Origin of the sequence: Streptomyces qinglanensis (genome assembly GCF_900111245.1) — a bacterium.
GTDB classification, from domain to species: Bacteria; Actinomycetota; Actinomycetes; order Streptomycetales; family Streptomycetaceae; genus Streptomyces; species Streptomyces qinglanensis.
In genome coordinates this window covers 137,743-164,731 of the sequence record NZ_FOGO01000015.1, presented here as the reverse complement: position 1 = coordinate 164,731, position 26,989 = coordinate 137,743, and the positions used below count along the sequence as shown (strand labels likewise).

The window sequence follows — 26,989 nt, the reverse complement described above, 5'->3', positions numbered from 1 at the left end:
GGCGTGCGTGCCCTGCGGGCGTCACGCCTCCTTGCTGAGGTTGGGTCCGCCGCCGGCGGCGGACTCCACCGGAGGAGCGTCCGGCAGTGCGGACTTCTCCTCGCCGCGGAAGGTGAAGGTCTTCCCCTCGCCCTCGCCCTCGGTGTCCACGACCACGATGTGACCGGGGCGCAGCTCGCCGAAGAGGATCTTCTCCGACAGCACGTCCTCGATCTGGCGCTGGATCGTCCGGCGCAGCGGCCGGGCACCCATCACCGGATCGTAGCCCTTCTCGGCGAGCAGCTCCTTGGCCTCGGTGCTCAGCTCGATGCCCATGTCGCGGTCCTTCAGCCGCTCGTCCACCTGCGAGATCATCAGGTCGACGATGCGGATGATGTCGTCCTGGGTGAGCTGGTGGAAGACGACGGTGTCGTCGACACGGTTGAGGAACTCCGGCCGGAAGTGCTGCTTGAGCTCGTCGTTGACCTTCGCCTTCATCCGCTCGTATCCCGCACGGACGTCGCCCTGGGCGGTGAAGCCGAGGTTGAAGCCCTTGGAGATGTCCCGGGTGCCGAGGTTGGTCGTCATGATGATGACCGTGTTCTTGAAGTCCACGACCCGGCCCTGGGAGTCGGTCAGCCGACCGTCCTCCAGGATCTGCAGCAGCGAGTTGAAGATGTCCGGGTGGGCCTTCTCGACCTCGTCGAAGAGGACCACGGAGAACGGCTTGCGGCGCACCTTCTCGGTGAGCTGGCCGCCCTCCTCGTAGCCGACGTAGCCGGGCGGGGAGCCGAAGAGCCGCGAGACGGTGTGCTTCTCGCCGAACTCCGACATGTCGAGGGAGATCAGCGCCTCCTCGTCCCCGAACAGGAACTCGGCCAGCGTCTTGGACAGCTCCGTCTTACCCACACCGGAGGGACCGGCGAAGATGAACGAGCCACCGGGGCGCTTGGGGTCCTTGAGGCCCGCACGGGTACGCCGGATCGCCTGGGAGAGCGCCTTGATGGCGTCCTCCTGGCCGATGACGCGCTTGTGCAGCTCGTCCTCCATGCGCAGGAGCCGGCTGGACTCCTCCTCGGTGAGCTTGAAGACCGGGATGCCGGTGGCCGTGGCCAGGACCTCGGCGATCAGCTCCTCGTCCACCTCGGCGACGACGTCCATGTCGCCGGCCTTCCACTCCTTCTCCCGCTTGGCCTTCTCGGCCAGGAGCTGCTTCTCCGTGTCGCGGAGGGAGGCGGCCTTCTCGAAGTCCTGCGAGTCGATCGCGGACTCCTTGTCCCGGCGCACGTTCGCGATCTTCTCGTCGAACTCGCGCAGGTCCGGCGGAGCGGTCATCCGGCGGATGCGCATCCGGGAGCCCGCCTCGTCGATCAGGTCGATCGCCTTGTCGGGCAGGTAACGGTCCGAGATGTAGCGGTCGGCGAGGGTGGCCGCGCCGACCAGGGCTGCGTCGGTGATCGAGACGCGGTGGTGCGCCTCGTACCGGTCGCGCAGGCCCTTGAGGATCTCGATGGTGTGCGGCAGCGACGGCTCCGCGACCTGGATGGGCTGGAAGCGGCGCTCCAGGGCCGCGTCCTTCTCCAGGTACTTGCGGTACTCGTCCAGCGTGGTGGCACCGATGGTCTGCAGCTCGCCGCGGGCCAGCATCGGCTTGAGGATGCTCGCCGCGTCGATGGCGCCCTCGGCGGCGCCCGCGCCGACCAGGGTGTGCAGCTCGTCGATGAACAGGATGATGTCGCCGCGCGTACGGATCTCCTTGAGCACCTTCTTCAGGCGCTCCTCGAAGTCGCCCCGGTAGCGGGAGCCGGCGACCAGCGCGCCCAGGTCGAGGGTGTAGAGGTGCTTGTCCTTGAGGGTCTCGGGCACCTCGCCCTTGACGATGGCCTGCGCCAGCCCCTCGACGACGGCGGTCTTGCCGACGCCGGGCTCACCGATGAGCACGGGGTTGTTCTTCGTACGGCGGGACAGGACCTGCATGACCCGCTCGATCTCCTTCTCGCGCCCGATGACCGGGTCGAGCTTGGACTCGCGGGCGGCCTGCGTGAGATTGCGGCCGAACTGGTCCAGCACCAGCGAGGTGGACGGCGTGCCCTCGGCGGGTCCGCCGGCCGTGGCGGCTTCCTTGCCACCGGAGTAACCGGACAGGAGCTGGATCACCTGCTGGCGCACCCTGTTCAGGTCGGCGCCCAGCTTGACGAGGACCTGGGCGGCGACGCCCTCGCCCTCGCGGATCAGCCCCAGCAGGATGTGCTCGGTACCGATGTAGTTGTGGCCGAGCTGAAGGGCTTCGCGGAGCGACAGCTCCAGCACCTTCTTGGCACGAGGAGTGAAGGGGATGTGGCCGGACGGCGCCTGCTGGCCCTGTCCGATGATCTCCTCCACCTGCTGGCGGACAGCCTCAAGCGAGATCCCGAGGCTCTCCAGTGCCTTAGCGGCGACACCCTCACCCTCGTGGATCAGGCCCAGAAGGATGTGCTCGGTGCCGATGTAGTTGTGGTTGAGCATCCGGGCTTCTTCCTGAGCCAGGACGACAACCCGCCGCGCGCGGTCGGTGAACCTCTCGAACATCGTTAATCGCTCCTCAGAGCGGTCAGGCAGTGAGGGGACGCTCCCCTCGCTGTCCTTCCGCAGCTTAGTCCCGCAACGGGGGACCGCTCATTCCAACTGCCGACTGCGGCCCGGTCGACCCGGTCGATCATGCGCCTCCTGCCCGGACAGCCGACACCAGTTCCAACCCGATGGTGCGAGACGATGTTCCCGCAGGCCAGGCGTATTCACCTGGATCCACTACGCCGAAGGCGAACACCTCCGCACCGGCACCCTGGCCGTGCGGTGGCACCTGTCACTCAGCACCCCCGATCCGCCGCCGCCACCTGGGGCTTCCTGGCTGTCAGAGCCTTCTTACCCGCTCGGTGTGACAATCCATGCGGCTTCCGCCGGATACGGCACCCCGCATCCGCTGAGGGCGAACAGGCGGGTGCCCTTTCCGTGGACACCGTAAGAGAGCGGGCACACCGGGTGACGCGGCACAGCAGCGCGTGACGGGACCGGTGCGCGACGGGACCTGCCGACCGGAGGTCGGCCGGCCCCTGGGGAGGCCGCCGCGAGGGGGCCTCCCGAACCGGGACGGCCATCGGGGTCAGGGTCGGCCCGTGAGCCGGAACGCGTCAGCCGTTGGCCTTCTCGTACGCCTCGCGAATGCTGGCCGGAACGCGCCCGCGGTCATTGACCTCGTAACCCTGCTCCTTGGCCCACGCGCGGATCTTCGCGGTGTCCTGGCTGCTGCTGGAACCCGATCCCGAGCGGCCCCCCTTTCCGCGCGAGGAACGGCCGCCGGTGCGCCGGCCACCCTTCAGATAGGGCTCCAGAGCGGATCGGAGCTTGTCCGCATTAGCGGTCGTGAGGTCGATCTCGTAGGACTTACCGTCCAGCGCGAACGTCACCGTCTCGTCCGCCTCGCCGCCCTCGAGGTCGTCGACAAGAAGAACCTGAACCTTCTGTGCCACCTGCTACTCCCATTCGTCCTGGATAACGGATTACAGATACCGACGTGGAAAGCAAACCGCTTTTCTCCGGGAAACACAAACCCTGTGCCGAGTTTGCCCGGCGGCTCCGCTGGGATTGGCGGGATCTTTCGGACATAGTGGCGGGGCTTCGCCCCCGGCTCACAGATGCAGCAGCATCCGGCTGTTGCCCAGGGTGTTGGGCTTCACCCGTTCGAGACCGAGGAACTCGGCCACGCCCTCGTCGGGGGAACGCAGCAGCTCGCTGTAGACATCCCCGTCCACCGGGGTCTCGCCGATCTCCGTGAAGCCGTGCTTGGCGAAGAACTCGACTTCGAAGGTGAGGCAGAAAATGCGCCGCACCCCGATCCAGCGGGCGGTGCGCAGGAGCTTCTCCAGCAGCAGATGTCCGACGCCGGTTCCGCGCCGGGAACGGTCCACGGCCAGAGTCCGGACCTCCGCGAGGTCTTCCCACATGACGTGCAGCGCGCCGCAGCCCACGACTTCCGCGTCCGCGTCCCGTTCCGCCACCCAGAACTCCTGGATGTCCTCGTAAAGGGTCACGGTGGCTTTGTCGAGCAGGATGCGGTCGCGCGAGTAGGCGTCGAGCAGTTGGCGCACCGCCGGGACATCGGCCGTGCGGGCCCTGCGGATGGTGATCTCGGATAGCGGTGCGCGTTCTGTCATGAACGGACGCTATCGACCCTCGGTCTCGCCGCCCGCAGCGGGGGGATCGAGATGGACACCGTTCAGATGTGCGACTCGCAAGGCGGTCCGCAACACTTCGGCCTGTTCCGGGGACATCATCCCGAAGAAGTCGACGAGAGCGGCGGCGGGGTTGTCACTGGCCGACCACGCCTCATGCATGAGAGCGGCCGAGTATGCGGCCCGGGTGGAGACGGCTGCATAACGATAGGCGCGGCCTTCTTGATCCCGGCGCAGCCAGCCCTTCTGGCGCAGGTTGTCCATTACGGTCATCACCGTCGTGTACGCGACGGTGCGTTCCTTCTGGAGATCTTCGAGGACTTCCCGCACGGTGACCGGGCGGTTCCAGCGCCACACCCGGGTCATCACGGCGTCTTCCAGCTCTCCCAATGGCCTCGGCACAGAAGAACAATAGTGGAAAATGTCCGAATCGAGGAAATTACCCGGACAGTGGGCGGGGTGCACCGGGGTGGTCCGGGGGTGGTCCGGAGTCCGGGGGATCCGCGGCGCGGCAGGCGCCGGGGAGGGCTCAGCTCCGGCGCTGCTGCCCTGCGGCCTCGGCGCGCGCGGCGGCGGCGGCGTCCACGATGCCGTCCTCCTTCGCCTTGTTCGCGCCACCCTGGGTCTTGACGATCGTCACGATGAGCGCCGTGAAGGCCACCGCCATCACGAGCGGCGGGGTCAGTGCGGCGACGTAGTCCATGACAGGGCCTCCTCGGTGAACAGAGCCCCCAGGGTAACGCCGCCCCCCGCGGCCGGACCGGCAGGGCCGCGCGACGGCGGGGCGGAGGCACTCCGCCGTCGCGGGACCACCGGCACGTGCCGCGTCACACAGGGACGGCGCGCGGCGCCAGGAGGGCCCGCGGCGGGCGGCCCCCGACGAGCCCCTGCTCCCCGGCGAGCCCCTGCTCGGTGTCCGGCTCCGCGTCCGGCTCGGCGCCCGGCTCCGCGGACGGCTCGCTCGGGGGCGGCGGCGCGGGCGGGGTCCGGCGCCGGGGCGGAAAGACCTCGGCGGGGGTGGGCACGGGCCGCGAGGGGGTGGCGGGGCGCTCGGCGGGAGCGGGCTCGGCCGGGCCGGGCGAGGGTTTCCCCGGCCGCCTGGGCGCCGGCTCCGGCCCGTCGCCGTCCTCCTGTCCTGCCTGCCCGGCCTGCCCGGCCGCCCGTACGGCGGGCACGCGGGACACCCGGCGGCCGTCCTGCGGACGGGGCAGCCGGGGGACACGGGCCTCCTCGGCACGCCGCAGCAGGCCCGTGCGGCGGGCGGCCTCGCGCGGGCCCACCGGCTGGGCGCACAGCGCGCGGAGCGCGGCGAGGTCGGCGGGGACGGGGAGGTACCCGGCGGCGAGGGCGTCCGCGAGCTGCTCCAGGTAGCCCGCCGCGGCGCCGGGCAGTGCCGCACGGTGGCGGGCGAGGTCGGCGCGTACGAAGGAGCGCAGCCGTGCGCCCTCACCGATCGCCTCGTCCACGGCCCGGACGAGCCGCAGGTACTCCTGGACCCGCTCGGGCGCGGGGTCGGACTGGAGGGCGATGGCGAGAGCGCCGCCGAGCACACGCAGCTCGTGCGGGCCGAACGCCACGCCGCCTCGGGAACCGTATGGCGTGGGCATGCGGCGACGATAGAGGGCGGGCGAGCCAAATGTACGTATTGCCTGATTTACGGCGTGGCGCGCCCACCCGCCCGGGGCCCGTCCACCGCGTGGCGCGCCCGTCGCTCCCGAGGGCCGTACCCCGCGGACACCGGAACGGGCCGTATGCGGACACCGGAGCGACCCGTACCCCGCGGACACCGTGAACGGGCGCACACGGCGCGAAGAGGCGTCGCGGGCGTCCCAGGGCGTGCGCCCGACGCGCGGAGTCCGCGCGAGCCGCCCGCCGGGCGGCGGGGAGCTGCCTCAGCCCCGTTCGACGTTGCGCTCGTACACCAGTCGCAGGCCGATCAGCGTCAGCCAGGGCTCGTGCTCGTCGATCACCGTCGACTCGCCCAGCACCATCGGGGCGAGCCCGCCGGTCGCGATGACGGTGACGTCCTGCGGATCGTCCGCCAGCTCCGCCGCCATCCGGTTGACGACCCCGTCCACCTGGCCCGCGAAGCCGTAGACGATGCCCGCCTGCATCGCCTCGACGGTGTTCTTGCCGATCACGCTGCGCGGCCGGGCGATCTCGATCTTGCGGAGCTGCGCGCCCCGCATGCCCAGCGCGTCCACCGAGATCTCGATACCGGGTGCGATGACGCCGCCGACGTACTCGCCGCGCGCCGAGACCGCGTCGAACGTGGTGGCCGTGCCGAAGTCGACCACCACGCACGGCCCGCCGTACAGCTCGACCGCCCCCAGCGCGTTGATGATCCGGTCGGCCCCGACCTCCTTCGGGTTGTCCATCAGGATCGGCACGCCGGTCTTGACTCCGGGCTCCACCAGCACCGCCGGGATGTCCCCGTAGTAGCGCCGGGTGACCTCGCGCAGCTCGTGCAGCACGGAGGGGACGGTCGAACAGATGGCGATGCCCTCGATGTTGTCGCCCAGCTCCTCGCCGAGCAGCGGGTGCATCCCCATCAGCCCGTTCAGCAGCACGGCCAGCTCGTCCGCCGTCCGGCGCGCCTCGGTCGAGATGCGCCAGTGCTCGACGATCTCCTCGCCGTCGAACAGGCCCAGCACGGTGTGGGTGTTGCCCACGTCGATGGTGAGCAGCATCAGCGCTGTTCCTCTCGCAGGTCCAGGCCGATGTCGAGCACCGGAGCGGAGTGGGTGAGCGCCCCTACGGCCAGGTAGTCGACGCCGGTGGCCGCGTACTCGGCGGCGTTGGCGAGCGTCAGCCGCCCGGAGGACTCCAGCCGCGCCCGGCCCGCCACCAGGGTGACGGCCTCGGCGGTCGTCCCCGGGGTGAAGTTGTCCAGCAGCAGCAGATCGGCCCCCTGGTCGAGCACCGGCGGGATCTGGTCGAGGCTGTCGACCTCCACCTCGATGGGGATGTCGGGGAACTCCGCGCGCACCCGCGCGAACGCCTCGGCCACACCGCCCGCGGCGATCACGTGGTTGTCCTTGATCAGCGCCGCGTCGGACAGCGACATCCGGTGGTTGACCCCGCCGCCGCAGCGCACCGCGAACTTCTCCAGGGCACGCAGCCCCGGCGTGGTCTTGCGGGTGTCGCGCACCCGCGCCCCGGTGCCCTCCAGCGCGTCCGCCCAGGCGCGGGTCGCGGTCGCGATCCCGGAGAGCCGGCACAGCAGGTTGAGGGCGCTGCGCTCGGCGGTGAGCAGGTCGCGGGTGCGGGTGCGGACCGTCAGCAGCCGCTGCCCGGCCACCACCCGGTCCCCGTCCAGCGCGTGCCGCTCCACCTCGAACTCGTCGGTGCACACCACCGAGAGGACCGCCTCGGCGACCCGGAGCCCGGCGACGGTGCCCGCCTCCCGGGCCGTGAAGTCGCCCGTGGCGACGGCCTCCTCCGGGATGGTGGCGACGCTGGTGACGTCCACACCGCGGTCGAGGTCCTCCTCGACCGCCAGGTGGGCGATGTCCTCGACCTGCACGGGGTCCAGGCCGGAGTCGCTCAGCAACTGCGCCAGATCGGGGTCCAGGCCGCACTCCAGCGGGTCGAGCCCGTCCGGGTCCGGCTCGGCCGAGCAGCCGCAGCCGTCGCCGCAGCCACCGCTCTCGGACGGCGCCGAGGGGCCCCGGCCGATCTGGAGGAGGGGGAGGTCGTCGGTCACTGTTGCTCCTTGGGCAGGGCGACAACCGGCGGGAAGGCGGTCGTCCGGGTGGTACGGAGAGTGCAGGCAGAAGCATCCGGAGCGGCTTCGTCCGCTCCGGCCGCGGGGGCGCCGGTCGCCTCGTCAGCGGCAGCGGCCTCGTCGGCGGCGCCTGCGGGGGCGCCGGTGGCGGTGAGGGTGACGACGAGGTGCCGGCGCCACCGCTCGTCGTCCCGGTCCGGGTGGTCCTCGCGCCAGTGGCAGCCCCGGGTCTCCTCGCGGCGGAGGGCCGCCGCGACCAGCACCCGGGCCACCAGATGGAGATTGGTCGTCTCCCAGGTGTCCACGCCCGGCTCGGGGCGCTTCTCGGCGGCCTCGCCGGAGAGAGCCGCCAGCCGGTCCGCAGCGCCCGCCAGGGAGGCGGCGCTGCGGAGCACTCCGGCGCCCTCGGTCATGACGCGCTGGATGCGGCTGCGCGCGGAAGCCGGAAGGAGCACCGCCCTCGCCGCGGCACCGGTGTCCGCGGGCCGCGCGGGCGCCGCGGACCCGCCGTCCGGACCCGCGGCCGGGTCGAGCACCGCCTCGGCGATCCGCTCCGCGAACACCAGGCCCTCCAGCAGGCTGTTGGAGGCCAGCCGGTTGGCGCCGTGCACACCGGTGCAGGCCGCCTCGCCGCACGCGTAGAGGCCCGGCACGGTGGTGCGGCCGTGCCGGTCGGTGCGGATGCCGCCGCTGGCGTAGTGGGCGGCGGGGGCCACCGGCACGGGCTGCGTCACCGGATCGATGCCGTGCGCCCGGCAGGCGGCCAGGATCGTGGGGAACCGGGTCTCCCACATGTCCGCGCCGAAGTGCCGGGCGTCCAGGTACATGTGGTCGGTGCCCTGCTCGGCGGCGCGCCGCGTGATGCCCTTGGCGACGATGTCGCGCGGCGCCAGCTCGGCCAGCGGATGGGCGCCCCGCATGAAGCGCACCCCGGCGGCGTCGACCAGATGGGCACCCTCCCCGCGGACCGCCTCGGAGATCAGCGGCTGCTGGCCCTCCGCGTCCGGGCCGAGGTAGAGCACCGTCGGATGGAACTGCACGAACTCCAGGTCGGAGACCTCGGCACCGGCCCGCAGCGCGAGGGCGACCCCGTCGCCGGTCGAGACGGCCGGATTGGTGGTCGCGGCGAACACCTGGCCCATGCCGCCGGTGGCCAGTACGACGGCGGGGGCGTGGACGGCGCCGACGCCGTCGTGCTGCCCCTCGCCCATCACATGCAGCGTGACACCCGCCGCCCGCCCCGCGGCGTCCTTGAGCAGGTCCAGGACGAGCGCGTTCTCGACGGTGCGGATGCCCTGTGCGCGGACGGCCTCGACCAGGGCGCGGGAGATCTCGGCGCCCGTCGCGTCGCCGCCCGCGTGGGCGATGCGATTGCGGTGGTGGCCGCCCTCGCGGGTCAGTGCTATCCCTCCGGTGCCGCGGGAGGTGTCGAACCGGGCGCCCGCCGCGATGAGCCGCCGCACGGCCGCCGGTCCCTCGGTGACGAGCGTGCGCACGGCGTTCTCGTCGCACAGCCCGGCACCGGCCACCAGGGTGTCGTCCAGATGCTGCTCGGGGCTGTCCTCCTCGTCCAGCGCCGCCGCGATCCCGCCCTGGGCCCAGCGGGTGGATCCGGCGTCCAGCCGGGCCTTGGTGACGACGACGGTGCGGGCTCCCCCGGCCGCGCAGCGCAGCGCCGCCGTCAGCCCCGCGACCCCGGAGCCGACCACGACGACGTCCGCCTCCAGGGTCCAGCCCGGCGGGGGCGCGGGCAGCACGGAACCGGCCGGGCCGGGTGCGGCGCTCATCGCTCCGCCCCGAAGTGCAGCGGGACGTTGTCGATCAACCGTGTCGCGCCCGCGCGGGCCGCGACGGCGAGGACGGCGTCGCCCTGCCAGTCCTCAGCGGTGATCACGGTGAACCCCTCGGGGTCGGCCAGGGCCGCGTAGTCCACGTCCAGTCCGTCCTCCGCCGCGGCGTCCAGCACCTGCCGGGCGGCGCCCAGCACCGCCGCCGGTCCCTGCGGCACGGCCCGTTCCCCGGCACGCAGGGCGCGGGAGAGGGCCAGGCCGAGGGCGCGCTCGGGGCCGCTCAGATAGCGGTTGCGGCTGGAGAGAGCCAGCCCGTCGTCCTCCCGCACGGTGGGGACCGCGACGATCTCCACCGGGAAGTCCAGGTCCCGCACCATCCGGCGGACCAGGGCGAGCTGCTGGGCGTCCTTCTGCCCGAAGAACGCCGCGTCGGGCGCCGTGAGGTGGAGCAGCTTGGCGACGACGGTGAGCATCCCGTCGAAGTGCCCGGGCCGGGAGGCGCCCTCCAGCACGGCGCCCGTCGGCCCCGCGGCGACCCGCACCCGCGGCTCGCCGCCCGGGTAGACCTCGGCCGCGGACGGGGCGAAGACCACGTCCGCGCCCTCCTTCCCGGCGACCTCCAGGTCGGCCTCCAGGGTGCGCGGGTAGCGCTCCAGGTCCTCACCGGCGCCGAACTGCAGCGGGTTGACGAAGACCGTCACGACGACCTGGCCCTGCGGACCCACCCGGTCCCGGGCGGCGCGCACCAGCGCGGCATGGCCCTCGTGCAGCGCGCCCATGGTCATGACGACGGCGCGCTCGCCCGCGCGTGCCAGGGAGCGCAGTTCGGCAGCCGTGCCGATGACTCGCGGCGTCATGCGCCCGCCTCCCCGTCCCGGTCCTGGCCCGGACCCTCGTCCGCACCGCTGCCGGGGTCGTTCCCCGGTGTCTGCGGGGTGCCGCCGGCCGGTCCGGCACCGCCGGACGAGCCGTCGCCCGGGGGGCCGCCCGGCGCGCCCGCCGCCGCCAGCACGTCCAGCAGCGCCTCGGCGGGCTCGGGCCGCAGCAGGCCGTGCGCCAGGGCTCGGTCGGCGGTCGCGCGGGCCATCGCCAGATATCCGGCCACCGTCTCCGGCGCGCTGCGCCGCAACTCCTCGACGTGCGCCGCGACGGTGCCCGCGTCCCCGCGGGCCACCGGGCCGGTCAGGGCGGCGTCACCGGAGCGCAGCGCATTGTCCAGGGCGGCGCCCAGCAGCGGGCCCAGCATCCTGTCGGGGGCTTGCACGCCGGTGGCGCGCAGCAGGTCCATCGACTGGTTGACCAGCGTGACCAGGTGGTTGGCGCCGATGGCGAGGGCCGCGTGGTAGAGCGGGCGGGCTTCTTCGGCGACCCACTCCGGCTCGCCGCCCATCTCGATGACGAGGGCCTCGGCCGCCAGCCGCAGCTCCTGCGGCGCGGTCACCCCGAACGCGCACCCGGCCAGCCGCTGCACGTCCACGGCCGTGCCGGTGAACGTCATCACAGGGTGCAGCGCGAGGGGCAGCGCCCCGGCGCGCAGCGCGGGTTCCAGCACCGAGATGCCGAACCGGCCCGAGGTGTGCGCCACCAGTTGGCCGGGGCGGACGGCGCCGGTCCGCGCCAGGCCGGACACCAGGTCCGGCAGCGCGTCGTCGGGCACGGTCAGCAGGACCAGCTCGGAGCGGGCCAGCACCTCGGCCGGGTCCACCAGCGGCACGCCGGGCAGCAGCTCGGCCGCCCGGCTGCGGGACGCGTCCGAGACCCCGGAGGCCGCGACCGGGCGGTGCCCGGCCAGCCGGAGCGCCGCGGCCAGCGCCGGGCCGACCCGTCCGGCGCCGACGACGCCCACGGACAGCCGCGCCGGGCGGTCCTCGGCGCGGGCCGGGACCGCGGGCTCGGGCCTGCCCCCGGCGCCGGGCCGGGAGGCGTCCCCGGTGCCGTCCGGGAGAGGGAAGTGGTGTGCGTTCACGAAAGCGGCCTTCCGTATGCGTTCCGGTCCGCTCAGTGGCCGGTACCGGACGAGACCACGCCATGCTAAGCCCTCCCCGCCCGGCGCCGGAGGGGCCGGGGTGCGGTCCGGGAGGCCCGCTGCTGAGCCTCGTCCCGGCCGGCGGTGCCGCCGGCCCCGAGCTCCTTCCTGGCCTCCCTGCGGGCCACCCACCACGCCCGCAGGAGCTTCGCCTCGTGGCTGCCGGGAGCCGGAGGCGGTGCCTGACCGTGGGAGCCGAGCCGCCAGATGTCCAACGCGTACTGATCCATGAGTGCCATGCGCACCACGGTGCGGCGCTCCCGCCACCGGAGCACGCGGGTTGACCAGGGCCGTCAATCGACCCGGCGTGGATTGACGACCCTGGTCAATCGGGGAAGAAGCGGCAGCGGAAAGACGGGTTCCGGCAGGGTCCGGCGTCCGGCCGGGAGGGCACTATGGGGGCATGAGCGTCACCATCGACATCGCCGGGCTGCCGCTGGAGCGCATCGTCTTCGCCCCCTCCCCGCTGGCGGAGCTGGGCACCGCGCTGCACACCCTCTCCGAGCCCGGACACCATCCCCGGGCGCACAACTGGGCGACCGCCGTGAACGCCTCCCTCCCGCCGGAACTCGCCGACCGGCTGTGCGAGGCGGACTTCCTGTGGCGTACGACGTTCTCCGATCTGCTGATGGGCTTCGCCGGGCTGGGCGACGCCGTCGTCCAGCCCGGGGCGACGCTCGCCGAGGACCTGGACCTGGTCGACAAGCTGGACGACGAGCAGTTCGTCACCACCGCCCTGGAGTTCACCTGCGGCGCCGACTACGCGGCCGCTGCCGGGCTCTCGCCGCTGTCGGACGCGGGGCTGCGCACCCGGGCGGTCGAGCTGGCCGCAGCACGGGGGCCGCAGCAGCGCCGGTTCACCGAGCGGCTGCTGGAGGACCCGCCCGCCGTACGGGCCTGGGTGCGGCGCCTGTTCGAGGACTGCGAGCAGGCGTTCTTCGCCGACACCTGGAACCGGGTGCGCGGCCAGCTCGCGGCGGACGCGCGGCAGAAGGCGGAACTGCTGCGCCGCCGGGGGCTGTCGGCGACTCTGGAGGCCGTCTCCGCCGCGCTGTCGACCGACGAGCGGGGTTCGGTCATCGCCGTGGACAAGCTCGTCAGCGGGCGCACCACGGCTGTGGACCCGGCGGTGGGCCCCGGGGTGACCTTCGTCCCCTCCGTCCACCAGTGGCCGCATCTGATGGTGCTGTACCGGCACGGCTGGCGGCCCGTCGTGCACTATCCGCTGGCGTCGCGGGAGCTGTCCGGGCCGCTGCCGGTCGAGCAGTTCAAGCTGCGGATGGAAGCGCTGGCGCACCCCATGCGGATGCAGTTGTGCCGCAGCCTGGCGCGCGGCCCGTACACCACCGGCGAACTGGCCGACCACCATTCGGTCAGCTCCCCGGAGATCTCCCGGCATCTGACCGTGCTGAAGAAAGCCGGTCTGATCACCGCGCAGCGGCGCGGGCGGTACGTCCAGTACCAACTGGACCTGAAAGTGGTGGGACGGCTGGGCAGCGACTTCCTGGAGACGGTGCTGCGCTGACCCCTCCCGGCGGCGGTGACGGGGCACTGCGCGGGCCGCGAACGGCCCCCGCAGTGCGCCTCACTGCCCCCCGGCCCGCACCAGCCCCGTCTCGTACGCCAGCACCACCGCCTGCACCCGGTCCCGCAGCCCCAGCTTGGCCAGGATGCGGCCCACATGCGTCTTGACCGTGGCCTCGGACAGCACCAGCCGGGCGGCGATCTCGCTGTTGGACAGACCCTGCGCGATCAGAGCGAGGACCTCGCGCTCGCGGTCGGTGATGCGGCGCAGCTCCTCGGCGACCGGCTCCGAGGACGAGGCCGGCAGCACGGAGGAGAAGCGGTCGATCAGCCGCCGGGTGGTGCTGGGGGCGACGACCGCGTCGCCGCTGCGCACGGCCCGGATCGCGGCCAGCAGGTCGCCGGGCGGCACGTCCTTGAGCATGAAGCCGCTGGCTCCGGCCTTGAGCGCGGAGAAGGCGTACTCGTCCAGGTCGAAGGTGGTCAGTATCAGCACCTTGGGGTCGCCCGGCCCGCCCTCGCCGCCGTCGCAGATCCGGCGGGTGGCCTCCACGCCGTCGACGCCGGGCATCCGCACGTCCATCAGCACCACGTCCACCGGCTGTTCGCGCAGCACGGCCAGTGCCTCGGCGCCGTCGCTCGCCTCCGCCACGACCTCCATGTCCTGCTGCGCGGTCAGCACCATGCGGAATCCGGTGCGCAGCAGCGCCTGGTCGTCGACGAGCATCACGCGGATGGTCATGGCAGGTCCTCGGGTTCTTCTCGGCTCGGGCAGCGGCTCGGTGGGTTCGGCGGGTTCGGCGGGTTCGGCGGAGACGGGCGGGAACAGCGGGGGGATCAGCAGCGGCAGGGGGTCGACGGGGCGGTGGACGGTGGGCGGGCGGGCCCGCGGCGCGGGCTCGCGGGCACCCGCCGGGGTGCGGCCTCAGTCCGCGGCCTTGAGGGGGAGGGCGGCACGGATGCGGAACCCGCCTCCGGAGCGGGGCCCGGCCTCCAGCGCACCCCCCACCATGCCGACACGTTCGCGCATCCCGATCAGCCCGTGTCCGAGGCCGTCGGCGCCGCCGTCCTGGTACAGCTCGCGCTGGGCGCCGCGGCCGTCGTCCTCGGCCAGCACGGACAGCTCGTCGTCCCGGTAGCAGAGCTGCACCGTAGCGCCCACGTGCGGACCGCCGTGCTTGCGGGTGTTGGTCAGCGCCTCCTGCACGATGCGGTACGCGGTCAGTTCGACGCTGCTGGGCAGCGGGTGCGGGTCGCCCTCCACCCTGAAGTCGACCGTCAGACCGGCGCCGCGCACCTGCTCGACCAGGTCGGCGATCTGCTCGACGCCGGGCTGCGGCAGATACGCGTCCCCGTCCCGCTTCGCGGTGTCGCCGCTGCGCAGCACGCCCAGCAGCCGGCGCATCTCGGCGAGGGCCTGGCGGCCGGTCCCCGAGATGGTCTCCAGCGCCATCCGCGTCTGATCGGGCGAAGCGTCCAGCACATAGGAGGCGCCGTCGGCCTGGACGACCATCACCGAGACGTTGTGCGCCACCACGTCGTGCAGTTCGCGGGCTATCCGGGCGCGCTCCGCCGCGACCGCCACCTTGGCCTGGGCCTCGCGCTCCTTCTCCAGCCGCTTGGCGCGCTGCTCCAGCTCCAGGTAGTAGGCGCGGCGGGTGCGCAGCGAGTCGCCGAGCACCCAGGCCAGCACGAACGCCAGGGTCATGAAGAGCGTGCCGAAGACGTCGGCGGTCGGATTGTGCGGCGAGCTGGGCCAGCGCAGCGTGTCGATGGTGGGGGCCAGCAGCGCCCCGGCCAGTGCCCAGCGGGAGGCCCAGCGGGTGTGCCGGGAGGCGACGGTGAAGAGGATGACGAGGAAGGCGAAGTTTCCGGGGAACGGACCCACGTCGGCGATCACCTGCGCGACTCCGGTACCGGTCGCCAGCAGCAGCATCTTCTCCGGCGCCCGCCGCCGCAGCGCCACCACCAGGCTCAGCGCGAGCGCGATGGGGACGATGGCGATCTGCTGGCCGGTCCCCCGCGGCAGCGGGTCGGAGGCGTCCGGGCCCGGAGGGGTCGACACGCTCGCGACGATCCACAGCGACGACATCATCAGCAGGAACACAGCCCAGAGGCTGTCCACCCAGGTGGGGTGCCTGCGGATGAAGTCGTAGAGCCGATTCACGTAACTAAGCGTATGCAGGGCACGCACGTGCAGGGGTCAGCCGGACGGCCGATCCCTGGCCGCCCGCCTACTCCGCAAGGTGGAGGGCAGGGGTCCGCACCAGCGGTGAGACCGGCCCGCTCCGTCGTCCGGACCCGGCCGGGCCACCGTCGGGAGCGGGGTCCGGTGCCGGGCGCACCCGGCCCGCGAGCGCGGCACGACCTCCGCGGCGGCTCTAGGGTGGGGCCGTGCACAACGAGCCGCCCGGGTGGCGCACGGCCACCGAACACGCGCTCTACGGGCCGGACGGCTTCTACGCCCACCAGGTCCCGGCGGCGCACTTCCGCACCTCGGTGCACGCCTCTCCGCTGTTCGCCGATGCCGTGGCGCGCCTCCTGCTGCGGGTGGACGAGGCACTGGGGCACCCCGAGCCGCTTGACCTGGTGGATGTCGGGGCCGGCGAGGGCGAACTGCTGACCGGCGTGCTGGCGGCGCTGCGGTCCCGGGAGGCGGCCGGCAGCGACGTGGCGGCCCGGCTGCGTCCGGTCGCCGTCGAGCGGCGGGCGCGGCCCGCGCGGCTGGACCCGGCGATCGGCTGGCAGCACGAGCTGCCGGAGCCGGGGACGTGCACGGGGCTGCTGTTCGCCAACGAGTGGCTGGACAACGTCCCCGTGGACGTCGCCGAGTACGACGCGGCGGGCACCGCGCGGCTGGTGCTGGTGGAGCCGGACGGCACCGAGCGGCCCGGTCCCCCGGTGTCCGGCGCGGACGCGGACTGGCTGGCCCGCTGGTGGCCGCCCGCGGGGGACGGCGCGCGGGCCGAGATCGGGCATCCGCGGGACACCGCGTGGGCGCGCGCGGCGAGCGCACTGCGCCGGGGCGCCGCCGTCGCCGTCGACTACGCGCACCGGCGCGCCGACCGGCCCCCCTTCGGCACCCTGACCGGCTTCCGCGGGGGGCAGAGCTGCCGGCCGGTGCCGGACGGCTCCTGCGATCTGACCTCCCATGTCGCTCTGGACGCGGTGGCCGCCGCAGCGCCGGGCAGCAGCACGCTGCTGACCCAGCGGGCGGCGCTGCGGGCGCTGGGGGTGACCGGGCGGCGCCCGGCGCTGTCCCTGGCCTCCGGCGACCCGGCAGCCTATGTGCGGGAGCTCGGTGCGGCCGGTGCGGCCGCGGAGCTGCTGGACCCGGGCGGTCTGGGCGGATTCGGCTGGCTGGTGTGCGAGGTGGGGTGCGCTGCCGGTCCCTGGGAGTGACCGGAGCGCCCGGCCTCCGACCGCGGTGCCGGGCCTCCGGGAGCGACCGCGCCGGACATGCCCGTCGGCGCCGGGGCTCTTATGCTCGCCGGAGGCCCGGCACCGCCCGGAGCGCCGGGCGGCGGCGCTCCGGGCGGGCCGACGAGCGGAGGAGTCCGGGGTATGGCGCGGGAATGCGATGTCGTCGTGCTGGGGATGGGACCGGGCGGCGAGGAGGTCGCGGGGCGGCTGGCCGAGGCGGGCCTGGACGTGGTGGGCGTCGAGGCGGAGCTGCTGGGTGGCGAGTGCCCGTACTGGGCGTGTGTGCCCAGCAAGATGATGGTGCGGGCCGGCGATCTGCTCGCCGAGGCGCGGCGGGTGCCCGGGATGGCGGGCACGGCGCGGGTGGAGCCGGATTTCACCCCCGTCCACGCCCGGATCCGGGACGAGGCGACCGCCGACTGGGACGACGCGGCGGCCGTCGAGCGGTTCACCGCCAAGGGCGGCCGCTTCGTACGCGGCCGCGGCAGGTTCACCGGGCAGGGCCGGGTCGAGGTCGACACCGGTAGAGACGGGGACGGGGACGGGGACGGGGACGGGGACGGGGACGGGGGCGGTACCGCCGCGGAGACGTTCACCGCGCGGGTCGGTGTCGTCCTGGCGACGGGCAGCGCCCCCGCGGCGCCGCCCGTGCCCGGCCTCGACCAGGTGCCGTACTGGACGAACCGGGAGGCGGTCTCCGCGGCGGAGGCCCCGGAGTCGCTGCTGGTGCTCGGCGGCGGCGCGGTGGGGGTGGAACTGGCCCAGTCCTACGCCCGCTTCGGCACCCGGGTGACCCTGGTCGAGGCGTCCGCGCGGGTGGTCTCGGCCGAGGAGCCGGAAGCCGGGGACCTGCTGCTGGAGGTACTGCGCCGGGAGGGGCTGACGGTGCTGACCGGCGCGCGCGCCGCCGCGGCGCGGTACGCGGACGGCGCCTTCGTCCTCACGCTGGACGGCGGCGAGGAGGTGTCCGCGGAGAAGCTGCTGGTGGCGACCGGGCGGCGACCGCGGCTGGACGCGCTGGACCGCGCGGCGCTGGGCCTGGGCGCGGAGGCCCGCCGGGTGGAGGTGGACGCGCACATGCGCGCGGCGCCCGGCGTGTGGGCCCTGGGGGACCTGGTGGGCGAGGGCGCCTTCACCCATGTGGCGATGTACCAGGCCGACGTGGCGGTACGCGCCGTGCTGGCCGCGGCGGGCCGGGGCGAAGCGGGTCCCGGTGCCGACTACCGCGCGGTGCCCCATGTGACCTTCACGGACCCGGAGATCGGTTCCGTGGGGCTGACCGAGGCCGTGGCGCGCGAGCGGGGGCTGACGGTCCGCACCGGGACGGCCCGGGTGCCGGACGGGGTACGCGGCTGGATCCACAAGGCGGGCAACGACGGTCTGATCAAGCTGGTGGAGGACGCCGAACGGGGCGTCCTGGTGGGCGCGACGGCCGCCGGGCCGATGGGCGGGGAGGTGCTCTACGGGCTCGCCGTGGCCATCCGCGCGGCCGTGCCCACGGCGACGCTGCGCGACATGATGTTCGCCTTCCCCACCTTCCACCGCAGCGTCCTGGAAGCGCTCGGCGACCTCGCCGCGGACTGACGGGCCCGGCGGCGGACCGACGGCCTCGCCGCAGGCCGAAGCGCGCCGCGGCGCATCCGGCGCCGCAGCGCATCCCGCCCGTACGCGGTGCGCCCGACCGCCGCCGTGCGGAGCGCCCGACCGCCGCTGTGCGGTGCGAGGCCGACCGCCGCCGTGCGCTGTGCGCCGGCCCGCGGCCCGGCTGCCGTGCGCCCGCGCCGGGACGGCCGCACAGCGGCTCCCGGCGGCTCCCGGCTCCTCCGCCGGCCCGGGAGGTGCCCGTCCCGCTCAGGAGCTCTCGATCGTCTCCAGTTCGACCTCCTGGCGGGCCACGGCGCGGGCGTCGGCGTCGACCGAGCGGCGCAGCGCCTCGTGCAGCTTGGCCGGGGTGAGCACGCCGACGAACCGGTCCCCGGCGTCCAGCACGGCGATCCATCCGGCATCGTGCTGGAGCATCGTGCTGAACGCCTGCTTGAGGGTGGAGCCCAGCGGCAGCCACGCCTCCATCCGCTGCGCGTGGTCGCCGACCGTCCCCGAGCCGTCCCCGCCCCGCACCGACGCCTCGACCAGGGCCGCGGCCGAGACCCAGCCGTGCAACTCCTCCGCGCCGTCCAGGACCACGGCCCAGCGCGCGCCGTCGGTCGCCATCCGTGCGGCCGCCTCGGCGAGCCCGTCGCTCAGGTGGAGGGTCGGCGGCTGCTCCAGGTCGCCGGGCTCTATCGGGGTGACCGACAGCCGCTTGAGGCCGCGGTCGGCGCCGACGAAGTCGGCCACATATCCGGACGCGGGAGCGCCCAGCACGGTGGCGGGTGTGTCGAACTGCTCGATCCGGCCCTCCCCGTAGACGGCGATCCGGTCGCCGAGCCGGACGGCTTCCTCGATGTCGTGCGTGACGAACAGCACCGTCTTGTGCAGCCGCGACTGGAGCCGCAGGAACTCGTTCTGCAGGTGCTCGCGCACCACCGGGTCCACGGCGCCGAACGGTTCGTCCATCAGCAGCACCGGCGGATCCGCGGCCAACGCCCTGGCGACCCCGACCCGCTGCCGCTGGCCCCCGCTGAGCTGCTCGGGGTAGCGGTCGCCGAACACGTGCGGGTCCAGGCCCACCAGGTCCAGCAGTTCGCGGGCGCGTTCCCGCCTGCGCGCCTTGGACCAGCCCAGCAGGTGCGGAACGGTGGCGGTGTTGTCCAGCACCGTGCGGTGCGGGAAGAGCCCGGTCTGCTGGATGACGTAGCCCATCCGGCGGCGCAGCTCGACCGGTTCGACGCGGGCGATGTCGGCGCCGTCGACCAGGATCCGCCCCTCGGTCGGCTCGATCAGCCGGTTGACCATCTTCATGGTGGTGGTCTTGCCGCAGCCCGAGGGCCCCACGAGGGTGACCAGTTCCCCGTCGGCCACCTCGAAGGAGAGCCCCTCGACCGCGACGGTCCCGTCGGGGTAGCGCTTGGCCACGTTCTCGAAGCGAATCATCTGCCCATCCTCGTCTCCGGCCCGTTCCCGGCTGGTGCCCCGGCCGCTCCGGTCGTATGCGGACAGCGAAACACAGCCCGCCGACAATCCTCCCGGCAGCCTGCTGATCCCGCGGACTGCGGATGAACCGAACGGTTCCGGGGTACGGCACTCCGGACTGATTGTCAGTCCGCCGGGATAGGGTCGGCCGTCATCGTGGCATGACACTTCACAACGTCGTCCGAACGGCACCGTCCGGACGGCAACCATCCGGACAAACCGTCCGAACAAACCGTCCGAACAAACCGTCCGGACAACGCCGTCCGAGCACCGCACAGCGCGGGGAGGTGACCGATGAGCAGCACGGCAGGAGGCGGCCCGCAGGGCTGTCTCGCGCAGAACGACTGGCTGTGCTGGACGTATGTGCGCACCCGGCAGAGCGAACTGCTCGACGCGACGGTGGAGCACGTCTGGATCACCGCGCTCTCCGTCGTGATCGCACTGGCGCTCGCCCTGCCGCTGGCGGTGGCGGCCCGGCGCTGGCGCGCGGCCCGCGCCCCGGCCCTGGGCGTGACGACGATCCTCTACACGATCCCCTCGCTGGCGATGTTCGCGCTGCTGCTGCCCGTCTTCGGGCTGTCGGCCGCCGTGGTGGTGACCGGCCTGGTGCTGTACTCCCTCACGGTCCTGGTGCGCAACATCCTGGCGGGGCTGGACGCGGTACCGGGCGAGGCCCGGCAGGCCGCCGAGGGGATGGGGTACGGACCGGGCAGGCTGCTGCTGGAGGTGGAGCTGCCGCTGGCACTGCCCGCGCTGCTGGCGGGAGTGCGCATCGCCACGGTCACGGCGGTCTCGCTCACCACGGTCGGCGCCATCGTCGGCTACGGCGGACTGGGAAACCTCATCTACGACGGCATGGAGAGCTATTTCAAGGCGCAGGTGCTGACCGCCTCGGCCATCTGCGTCGTCCTGGCGGTCGTCGCGGACCTGCTGCTGCTGTGGCTCCAGCGGATGCTGACCCCGTGGACCCGCGCGGGCGCCCGCAAGCGGGCCGTGCGCGCACCCGCCGCGCCCTCCGCTGCCGCGGCGCAGGACCTCGTGGGGAAGGCGGGCTGAGCGCATGGGCATCCTCACCGACGTATGGACCTGGTTGACGACCGGCTCCCACTGGACCGGCACCGGCGGCGTGCTGCAACGGCTCGGGGAACACATCTATCTGACGGGCGTCTGCCTGCTGCTCTCCTGCGCGCTGGCGCTGCCGCTCGCGCTGTGGCTCGGCCATGTGGGGCGGGGCGGCGCGCTGGCGGTGAACCTCTCGAACGCGGGCCGGGCCGTGCCCACCTTCGCCGTGCTGGTGCTGCTGTCGATGGGCCCGCTGGGCCGGTACGGCGACTGGGCGACGATCGTGGCGCTGGTGCTGTTCGCGCTGCCGCCGCTGCTGACCAACGCCTACACCGGTGTGCGCGAGGCGGACCGGGAGGTCGTCGAGGCGGCCCGGGGCATGGGGATGACGGGCGGGCAACTGCTGCGCCAGGTCGAACTGCCGCTCGCCCTCCCGCTGATCATGACCGGGGTGCAGACGGCCGCCGTGCAACTCGTCGCCACGGCTACGCTCGCCGCGCTGCCGGGCGGCGGCGGCCTCGGCCGGCTGATCACCGCCGGATTCGGCAACTACGACACTCCCCAGGTGGTCGCGGGCGCCCTGCTCGTGGCCGCGCTGGCGCTGCTGGTCGAGCGCGTCCTGACCCTCACCGAGCGGCTTCTGGACCCGATGCGGCGGCAGCCCGCCGGCCGCACGAAGCCCGTCTGACCGCCCCACCAAGAACGACACCGGACGAATGGACGCATGATGGCCCGCTCCCGCACCACCACCGACACCACCGCCCCCCGGCGCAGAACGGCGGCCCGGCGCGGTCTCGCCACCGCCGGCACGGCCTCCGCGCTGGCGCTGGCACTGGCCGCCTGCGGCGGCAGCGACCTGGAGGAGAAGGACTCCGGCTCAGGCGGCGGCAAGGGCAGTCTGGTCGTCGGCTCGGCCGGCTTCACCGAGTCGGAGATCCTCTCCGAGCTCTACTCCGGAGTGCTGTCCGAGGCCGGTTGGAAGACCACGGTCAAGAAGGTCAAGAACCGCGAGCTGTACGCGCCCGAGCTGGAGAAGGGCCGCATCGACGTCGTACCGGAGTACGCGGCGACGATGGCCGAGTTCCTCAACGCCAAGAAGAACGGCGCCAAGGCCGAGCCGGTCGCCTCCAGCGACGCGGACGAGACCGTCGAGGCGCTCCGCGACCTGGCCGAGCCGCGCGGTCTGAAGGTGCTGGAGGCCGGCGACGCGGTGGACCAGAACGCCTTCGCCGTCTCCGCGGACCACGCGAAGAAGCACGACCTCAAGACCCTCAGCGACCTGGGCCGTTCCAAGGAGCGCGTCACCATCGCGGCGGGCGACGAGTGCGAGACCCGGCCGTTCTGCCGCCCCGGGCTGGAGAAGACCTACGGGATCGACGTCAAGGGCATAGACCCCAAGGGCGTGGGCACCAGCCAGTCCAAGCAGGCCGTCAAGGACGGCAAGGACCAGCTCGTGCTGACCACCACCACCGACGCCACCCTCGACCAGTTCGGCCTGGTGCTGCTGGAGGACGACAAGAAGCTGCAGAACGCGGACAACATCGTGCCGGTCGTCAACGCGAAGGACGCCGGTGACAAGAAGGTGGCGGACGCGCTCGGCAAGCTCACCCGCACCCTCACCACCAAGGACCTGACCGAGCTCAACCGCAAGGTCGACCAGGACCGGGAGAAGCCCGCGGACGTCGCCGAGGAGTACCTGAAGAGCAAGGGGCTGGCGTGACACGGTTCGTCCGGTGTCGTCCCCCGGGTGGAACACGGTAAATTCCCAGCCATGCCACGTGGACGTCATCGCCATTCCCCGCCGCTGCACCGACGCCTGCCCCCGGTGTCCGTGGCGGTGTCCGCACTGGCCTGCGCCGGCGGGGCCTGGCTGTGCGGTGAGCCGGGCGTCGCCGACCTGGAGACGGTGGTGCTGCGCGCGCTCACCGCGGCAGCGGCGGCCGCCGCCGTCACCGGCGCCGTACTGCTGCGCGCCTGGGACCGCGCGGCGGGCAAGCAGGTCGGCGACCTCAAGGCGCAGCTCGCCAGCTCGGCCTGGCGGGCCGAGGAGAAGCAGGCGGACCTGGAGGGCGAGGTCGAGGAGCTGCGCGAGCTCCGCACCAAGCTGGAGGGCAGGCTCCGCGAGAAGCGCGCCGAGCTGACCGGTCTCCGCTCCGAGCACGCCGACCTGCTGCGCCGCTACGCCAACGCCCAGACGGAGCGGGCGAGTGCGCTGGAGGGGCGCAGGGTGCTGGAACTGGAGGCGGGGACGACGGCCCCCGCCAAGGCCCTCACCACCTCGGCCACCGACCACCGGCACAGCTCCGGCGCACCGACCCCGCTGACCTACCGGCAGGCGGGCGAGGCACTGGACGCGCTCGCCCGCAACGCGGTGCGGCAGCGCGCGGCGGCCCGGCTGTCCCACAGCCGCGCGGCCACCGTGGTGCCCCCGCAGGCCCCGCCGCGCTCCCGGCCAGTGGCCCCGCGTACGGCCGGGCGGCGCACGGCCGGGTCCGCCGCGCAGAACGGGCCCGCAGCCGGAGCGGACGGGTCCCGGGATCCGGATGAGGCCGCGGACGGTGCGGAGACCGGTTCGGCCGGGGCAGCCGGAACGGCCAGGGCGGCGGAAGGTGCGGCGTCCGAGCCGGACGGCCGCGACAGCGGCACGGGCGGCTTCGACTTCTTCGGGCGGAGCAGGCGCCGGACGCGCTCGCCGTCCTGACCCGCGGGCGGGGAGCGGGCGGCCGGGGAGCGCGCCCGGAGCCCCGGGCGCTCAGGGCCGCTCAGGGCCGCTCAGGGCCGCTCGCGGCACCATGCGGCCCTGCTCGGCGCCATCGGGTGCTGCTGAGCGCTATTTGTCGATGTCGCCCACCACGAAGAAGAACGACCCCAGGATCGCGACCATGTCCGCCACCAGCGTCCCGGGCAGCAGCTCGGTGAGCGCCTGGATGTTGTTGAACGAGGCGGAGCGGAGCTTGAGCCGGTGCGGGGTCTTCTCGCCCTTGGAGACCAGGTAGTAGCCGTTGAGGCCCAGCGGGTTCTCCGTCCAGGTGTAGGTGGCGCCCTCCGGCGCCTTGAGCACCTTGGGCAGCCGCTGGTTGACCGGCCCTGGCGGCAGTTCGGCGAGCCGGTCCAGGCAGGCGTCGGCCAGGTCCAGGGAGTTGTGCGTCTGGTCGAGCAGCAGCTCGAAGCGGGCCAGGCAGTCGCCCTCCGACCGGGTGGCCACCCGCAGTACGTCGGCCAGCTCGCCGTAGGCCAGATACGGCTCGTCGCGGCGCAGGTCGAAGTCGACCCCGGAGGCGCGGGCGATCGGACCGCTGACCCCGTAGGCGTGCACCAGCTCGGGGCTGAGCACGCCGACGCCCCGGGTGCGGCCCCGGAAGATCTCGTTGCCGAGCACCAGCTTGTCGAAGGTGTCCATCCGGCCGCGGACGGCGGCCACCGCCTGCCGCGCCCGGTCCCGCCAGCCCGCCGGGAGGTCGTCCTTGAGCCCGCCGACCCGGTTGAACATGTAGTGCATCCGGCCGCCCGAGAGCTCCTCCATCACGTTCTGGAGCACCTCGCGCTCCCGGAAGGAGTGGAAGACCGGCGTGATCCCGCCCAGCTCCAGCGGGTAGGAGCCCAGGAACATCAGGTGGTTGAGCACCCGGTTCAGCTCGGCCAGCAGGGTGCGGGTCCACACCGCGCGCTCCGGGACCTCCATGCCCAGCATCCGCTCGACGCCGAGCACCACGCCCAGCTCGTTGGAGAACGCCGACAGCCAGTCGTGGCGGTTGGCGAGCACGATGATCTGGCGGTAGTCGCGGGCCTCGAAGAGCTTCTCGGCGCCCCGGTGCATATAGCCGACCACCGGCTCGGCGTGCTCGATCCGCTCCCCGTCCAGGACCAGCCGCAGCCGCAGCACGCCGTGTGTGGAGGGGTGCTGCGGGCCGATGTTGAGCACCATGTCGGTGCTCTCCGCGGCACCGCCGATGCCGACGGTCGTCTCCGTCTGAGTCATGACGCTCATCCTGTCAGCTTCCTCCTGCGGACGGACACGGGCTCCGGTCGCCCGCACGTACGCTGAACGGATGACCGACCCCACCCCGGCACCGCCCGCCCCGCCGGGTTCCGGACAGCACGCCACCCCGCACGGCACCGGCCCGCACGGCACCGGCTCAGCGGAGCCCGGAACCGGTCCGGCCGGGCCGGACGGCCCCGCGTGGCGCGGCGTGGAGCGGGCGCTGCTGCCGCTGCGCCGGTGCGTGCTGCTGGCCTGGCTGCTGCCACCGGCCGCGGCGGCGGGAGTGGTACCGGCACTCACCGCGGGACCGGTGTGGGCGCTGTGCGCGCTGCTGCCGCTCGCGGCGGCCGGCTGGGGCTGGGGAGCACTGGCGCGCAACTGGCGCTCGTGGCGGTATCTGGAGCGCGCCGACGACCTGCTGATCTCCCGCGGCGTCCTGTGGCGCGAGACCACGGTGGTGCCCTACGGGCGGATGCAGCTCGTGGAGGTGACCTCCGGGCCGCTGGAGCGCCGCTTCGGACTGGCCTCGCTGCAACTGCACACGGCCGCCGCGACCACCGACGCCGGGATTCCGGGCCTCACGCCCGCGGAGGCCGAACGGCTGCGCGACCGGCTCACCGAGCTGGGCGAGGCCCGATCGGCGGGACTGTGACCGGCGACCCCGCGGCCGGCGGCCCGCCCCGGACCGACACCGGCACCCCGGCGACCGGCCCCACCGGCGCCCCGGCGGCCAAGACCACCGGCGCCCCGGCAGACCCCGCGGAGAACACCGCCCCCGCCGACCGGGGTCCGCGCTTCCTGCCGCGCCGCCCCGAGGGCAACCGGCTGCACCCGGTCACCCCGTGGCGGCGGGCCTGGGCGCCGCTCGCCGGGCTGCTGGCGTTCGCCATGCACGACCTCGACCGGGCCCGCGAGTGGTCCGAGCAGCTCACGGCGGTCTGGGCGGCGCTAGGACTGGCGGTGCTGCTGCCGGTGGCCGCCGGGTACGGATTCCTGTCCTGGTGGTGCACCAGCTATCTGGTCACCGACACCGAGCTGCGCATCCGTACCGGCCTGCTGTTCCGCCGCACCGCCCACATCCGGCTGGACCGCGTCCAAGCCATCGACATCTCCCGGCCGCTGCCGGCCCGGATCGCCGGGGTGGCCAAACTGAAGCTGGACGTCGTCGGCACCGAGGACAAGGACGAGCTGGCGTATCTGGGCGAGCGGCAGGCCGTCGCGCTCCGCGCCGAACTGCTCGCCCGCGCCGCCGGAATCGCCCCGGACGCGGCACCCGAGGCGGGCGAGGCGCCCGCCAGGGAGCTGCTGCGGGTGCCGCCGCGCACCCTGGTGGTCAGCGTGCTGCTGCGGGGCGCGGTCTGGGGGACGCTGGCCGCGCTGCTCCTCGTACCGACCCTGCTGTGGCTGGCGACGGAGAGCGTGTGGACGGTCCTGGCGACGGCGCTGCCGCTCGCGGGCGGCTGCTGGGCGGCGAGCGGCGGGCGGGTCGTCAGGGAGTTCGACTGGACCGTGGCCGAGTCCCCCGACGGGCTGCGCCTGGACGCAGGACTGCTGGACCGGCAGCACGCCACGGTGCCGCCCGGAAGGGTGCAGGCCGTCCGGATCGCGCAGCCGCTCCTGTGGCGGCGGCGGGACTGGGTGCGGGTCGACCTGGAGATCGCGGGCACCGGCGGCGGTACCGGAGACGGCGTGCTCGTGCCGGTGGCCACCTGGCCGGAGGCCGCAGCCGTGCTCGCACGGGTGCTGCCCGGCGTGGACCCGGACGCCGCGCTGGCCGCGTGGACACCGGTTCCCCGCCGCGCCCGCTGGTGTGCACCGGTGGTCCGCCGCGGCTACGGACACGGGGTCGCTCAGGGCGTCTTCGTCGCCCGCCAAGGACTGCTGACCCGCCAGACCACCCTGGTGCCGCACGCGAAGGTGCAGAGCGTGCGGTTCGCCCAGGGGCCGTGGGAGCGCCGCCACCGGCTGGCCGACGTGTACGTGGACCTCGGCGCCGGGGGCACCGCACGGGCGCGCCTGCGCGACCAGGACGAGGCCCTGGCCCTGCTGCGCGCCCAGGCCGACCGTTCGCGCACCGGCCGCCGCTCGGCGCTCCCGGAGCGCTGGCTGACGGCGCCGGACGGCTCGGCCGGCTGAGGCGCCCGGCGCGTCGGCCGGCACTCCGGCCCGGGGCCGGACCGCGGCGGCAGGGAGCCG

At 73.8% G+C, this 26,989-nt stretch carries 25 protein-coding genes; 9 read left to right on the top strand and 16 right to left on the bottom strand.

The window, feature by feature from the left end:
• Positions 1-21: 21 nt before the first annotated feature.
• The 12 genes from BMX65_RS26455 to BMX65_RS26400 all read right to left on the bottom strand — a co-directional run bounded on the left by BMX65_RS26455 (position 22) and on the right by BMX65_RS26400 (position 11,969).
• The gene (locus BMX65_RS26455; RefSeq protein ID WP_069990399.1) at positions 22-2,547 is read right to left on the bottom strand and encodes an ATP-dependent Clp protease ATP-binding subunit; all 2,526 of its coding nucleotides are present in this window, start codon (positions 2,545-2,547) and stop codon (positions 22-24) included.
• Between the two features lie 599 nt (positions 2,548-3,146).
• On the bottom strand, positions 3,147-3,485 hold the full coding sequence (locus tag BMX65_RS26445) for a histone-like nucleoid-structuring protein Lsr2 (RefSeq protein WP_075002862.1): 339 nt from the start codon (positions 3,483-3,485) through the stop codon (positions 3,147-3,149).
• Positions 3,486-3,644: 159 nt separating this feature from the next.
• Positions 3,645-4,169, bottom strand: a complete 525-nt coding sequence (locus BMX65_RS26440; protein ID WP_027761346.1) for an amino-acid N-acetyltransferase — start codon at positions 4,167-4,169, stop codon at positions 3,645-3,647.
• Between the two features lie 9 nt (positions 4,170-4,178).
• Positions 4,179-4,589 (bottom strand): BlaI/MecI/CopY family transcriptional regulator, encoded by a 411-nt coding sequence (locus tag BMX65_RS26435; protein WP_075002861.1) that lies wholly within the window; start codon positions 4,587-4,589, stop codon positions 4,179-4,181.
• A gap of 127 nt (positions 4,590-4,716) precedes the next feature.
• Positions 4,717-4,890 carry a hypothetical protein gene (locus tag BMX65_RS33055; RefSeq protein WP_177214350.1) on the bottom strand — a complete coding sequence of 58 codons (174 nt, stop codon included), beginning with the start codon at positions 4,888-4,890 and terminating at the stop codon, positions 4,717-4,719.
• A 124-nt stretch (positions 4,891-5,014) separates the two neighbouring features.
• Positions 5,015-5,794, bottom strand: coding sequence for a hypothetical protein (locus tag BMX65_RS26430; RefSeq protein WP_338068954.1), 780 nt, complete (start codon positions 5,792-5,794; stop codon positions 5,015-5,017).
• A 285-nt stretch (positions 5,795-6,079) separates the two neighbouring features.
• Positions 6,080-6,877: a type III pantothenate kinase gene (locus BMX65_RS26425; protein ID WP_019355666.1), complete on the bottom strand. Its 798-nt coding sequence runs from the start codon at positions 6,875-6,877 to the stop codon at positions 6,080-6,082.
• Positions 6,877-7,893, bottom strand: coding sequence for a carboxylating nicotinate-nucleotide diphosphorylase (nadC, locus tag BMX65_RS26420; RefSeq protein ID WP_075002859.1), 1,017 nt, complete (start codon positions 7,891-7,893; stop codon positions 6,877-6,879). Before nadC ends, BMX65_RS26425 begins: the two co-directional genes overlap by 1 nt.
• Positions 7,890-9,701, bottom strand: coding sequence for an L-aspartate oxidase (locus BMX65_RS26415; protein ID WP_075002858.1), 1,812 nt, complete (start codon positions 9,699-9,701; stop codon positions 7,890-7,892). The genes nadC and BMX65_RS26415 overlap by 4 nt, the downstream gene beginning before the upstream one ends.
• Positions 9,698-10,561: a pantoate--beta-alanine ligase gene (gene panC / locus BMX65_RS26410; protein WP_075002857.1), complete on the bottom strand. Its 864-nt coding sequence runs from the start codon at positions 10,559-10,561 to the stop codon at positions 9,698-9,700. Before panC ends, BMX65_RS26415 begins: the two co-directional genes overlap by 4 nt.
• Complete coding sequence (locus BMX65_RS26405) at positions 10,558-11,556, bottom strand: Rossmann-like and DUF2520 domain-containing protein (protein WP_239502167.1); 999 nt, start codon at positions 11,554-11,556, stop codon at positions 10,558-10,560. Before BMX65_RS26405 ends, panC begins: the two co-directional genes overlap by 4 nt.
• 179 nt (positions 11,557-11,735) lie before the next feature.
• Positions 11,736-11,969: a hypothetical protein gene (locus tag BMX65_RS26400; protein WP_075002892.1), complete on the bottom strand. Its 234-nt coding sequence runs from the start codon at positions 11,967-11,969 to the stop codon at positions 11,736-11,738.
• Positions 11,970-12,133: 164 nt separating this feature from the next.
• Between BMX65_RS26400 and BMX65_RS26395 the strand changes: the two genes are divergently transcribed.
• Positions 12,134-13,255 (top strand): DUF5937 family protein, encoded by a 1,122-nt coding sequence (locus BMX65_RS26395; RefSeq protein ID WP_075002855.1) that lies wholly within the window; start codon positions 12,134-12,136, stop codon positions 13,253-13,255.
• 60 nt (positions 13,256-13,315) lie between these two features.
• Here BMX65_RS26395 and BMX65_RS26390 read toward each other — a convergent pair whose 3' ends face one another.
• Positions 13,316-13,996 (bottom strand): response regulator, encoded by a 681-nt coding sequence (locus BMX65_RS26390; protein ID WP_075002854.1) that lies wholly within the window; start codon positions 13,994-13,996, stop codon positions 13,316-13,318.
• Positions 13,997-14,179: 183 nt separating this feature from the next.
• Positions 14,180-15,421, bottom strand: coding sequence for a sensor histidine kinase (locus BMX65_RS26385; protein WP_107437583.1), 1,242 nt, complete (start codon positions 15,419-15,421; stop codon positions 14,180-14,182).
• Between the two features lie 227 nt (positions 15,422-15,648).
• Between BMX65_RS26385 and BMX65_RS26380 the strand changes: the two genes are divergently transcribed.
• Together BMX65_RS26380 and BMX65_RS26375 are read left to right on the top strand one after the other, a co-directional pair.
• Positions 15,649-16,656: an SAM-dependent methyltransferase gene (locus BMX65_RS26380; RefSeq protein ID WP_075002852.1), complete on the top strand. Its 1,008-nt coding sequence runs from the start codon at positions 15,649-15,651 to the stop codon at positions 16,654-16,656.
• Between the two features lie 162 nt (positions 16,657-16,818).
• Positions 16,819-18,261, top strand: a complete 1,443-nt coding sequence (locus tag BMX65_RS26375; RefSeq protein WP_075002851.1) for a dihydrolipoyl dehydrogenase family protein — start codon at positions 16,819-16,821, stop codon at positions 18,259-18,261.
• A 267-nt stretch (positions 18,262-18,528) separates the two neighbouring features.
• Here BMX65_RS26375 and BMX65_RS26370 read toward each other — a convergent pair whose 3' ends face one another.
• Positions 18,529-19,710, bottom strand: a complete 1,182-nt coding sequence (locus BMX65_RS26370) for an ABC transporter ATP-binding protein (protein WP_075002850.1) — start codon at positions 19,708-19,710, stop codon at positions 18,529-18,531.
• A 333-nt stretch (positions 19,711-20,043) separates the two neighbouring features.
• On the opposite strand from BMX65_RS26370, the gene BMX65_RS26365 reads away from it, so the two are divergent.
• Genes BMX65_RS26365 through BMX65_RS26350 form a run of 4 tightly spaced genes read left to right on the top strand, consistent with a single transcriptional unit; the run spans position 20,044 to position 23,512 of the window.
• Positions 20,044-20,805 (top strand): ABC transporter permease, encoded by a 762-nt coding sequence (locus BMX65_RS26365; protein ID WP_075002849.1) that lies wholly within the window; start codon positions 20,044-20,046, stop codon positions 20,803-20,805.
• Between the two features lie 4 nt (positions 20,806-20,809).
• Positions 20,810-21,499 carry an ABC transporter permease gene (locus BMX65_RS26360; RefSeq protein WP_075002848.1) on the top strand — a complete coding sequence of 230 codons (690 nt, stop codon included), beginning with the start codon at positions 20,810-20,812 and terminating at the stop codon, positions 21,497-21,499.
• 36 nt (positions 21,500-21,535) lie between these two features.
• On the top strand, positions 21,536-22,531 hold the full coding sequence (locus tag BMX65_RS26355; protein ID WP_075002847.1) for an ABC transporter substrate-binding protein: 996 nt from the start codon (positions 21,536-21,538) through the stop codon (positions 22,529-22,531).
• Positions 22,532-22,582: 51 nt separating this feature from the next.
• Positions 22,583-23,512 (top strand): coiled-coil domain-containing protein, encoded by a 930-nt coding sequence (locus tag BMX65_RS26350; RefSeq protein WP_143081890.1) that lies wholly within the window; start codon positions 22,583-22,585, stop codon positions 23,510-23,512.
• A 129-nt stretch (positions 23,513-23,641) separates the two neighbouring features.
• Here the strand turns inward: BMX65_RS26350 and BMX65_RS26345 are convergent, their stop codons facing one another.
• Entirely contained in the window at positions 23,642-24,790 is a 1,149-nt protein-coding gene (locus BMX65_RS26345) for an NADH-quinone oxidoreductase subunit D (RefSeq protein ID WP_075002891.1), read from the bottom strand.
• Positions 24,791-24,860: 70 nt separating this feature from the next.
• Here BMX65_RS26345 and BMX65_RS26340 point away from each other — a divergent pair, with 70 nt between their 5' ends.
• The gene (locus BMX65_RS26340; protein ID WP_107437588.1) at positions 24,861-25,445 is read left to right on the top strand and encodes a PH domain-containing protein; all 585 of its coding nucleotides are present in this window, start codon (positions 24,861-24,863) and stop codon (positions 25,443-25,445) included.
• Positions 25,442-26,929: a PH domain-containing protein gene (locus tag BMX65_RS26335; RefSeq protein WP_239502165.1), complete on the top strand. Its 1,488-nt coding sequence runs from the start codon at positions 25,442-25,444 to the stop codon at positions 26,927-26,929. The genes BMX65_RS26340 and BMX65_RS26335 overlap by 4 nt, the downstream gene beginning before the upstream one ends.
• Positions 26,930-26,989 lie beyond the last annotated feature (60 nt).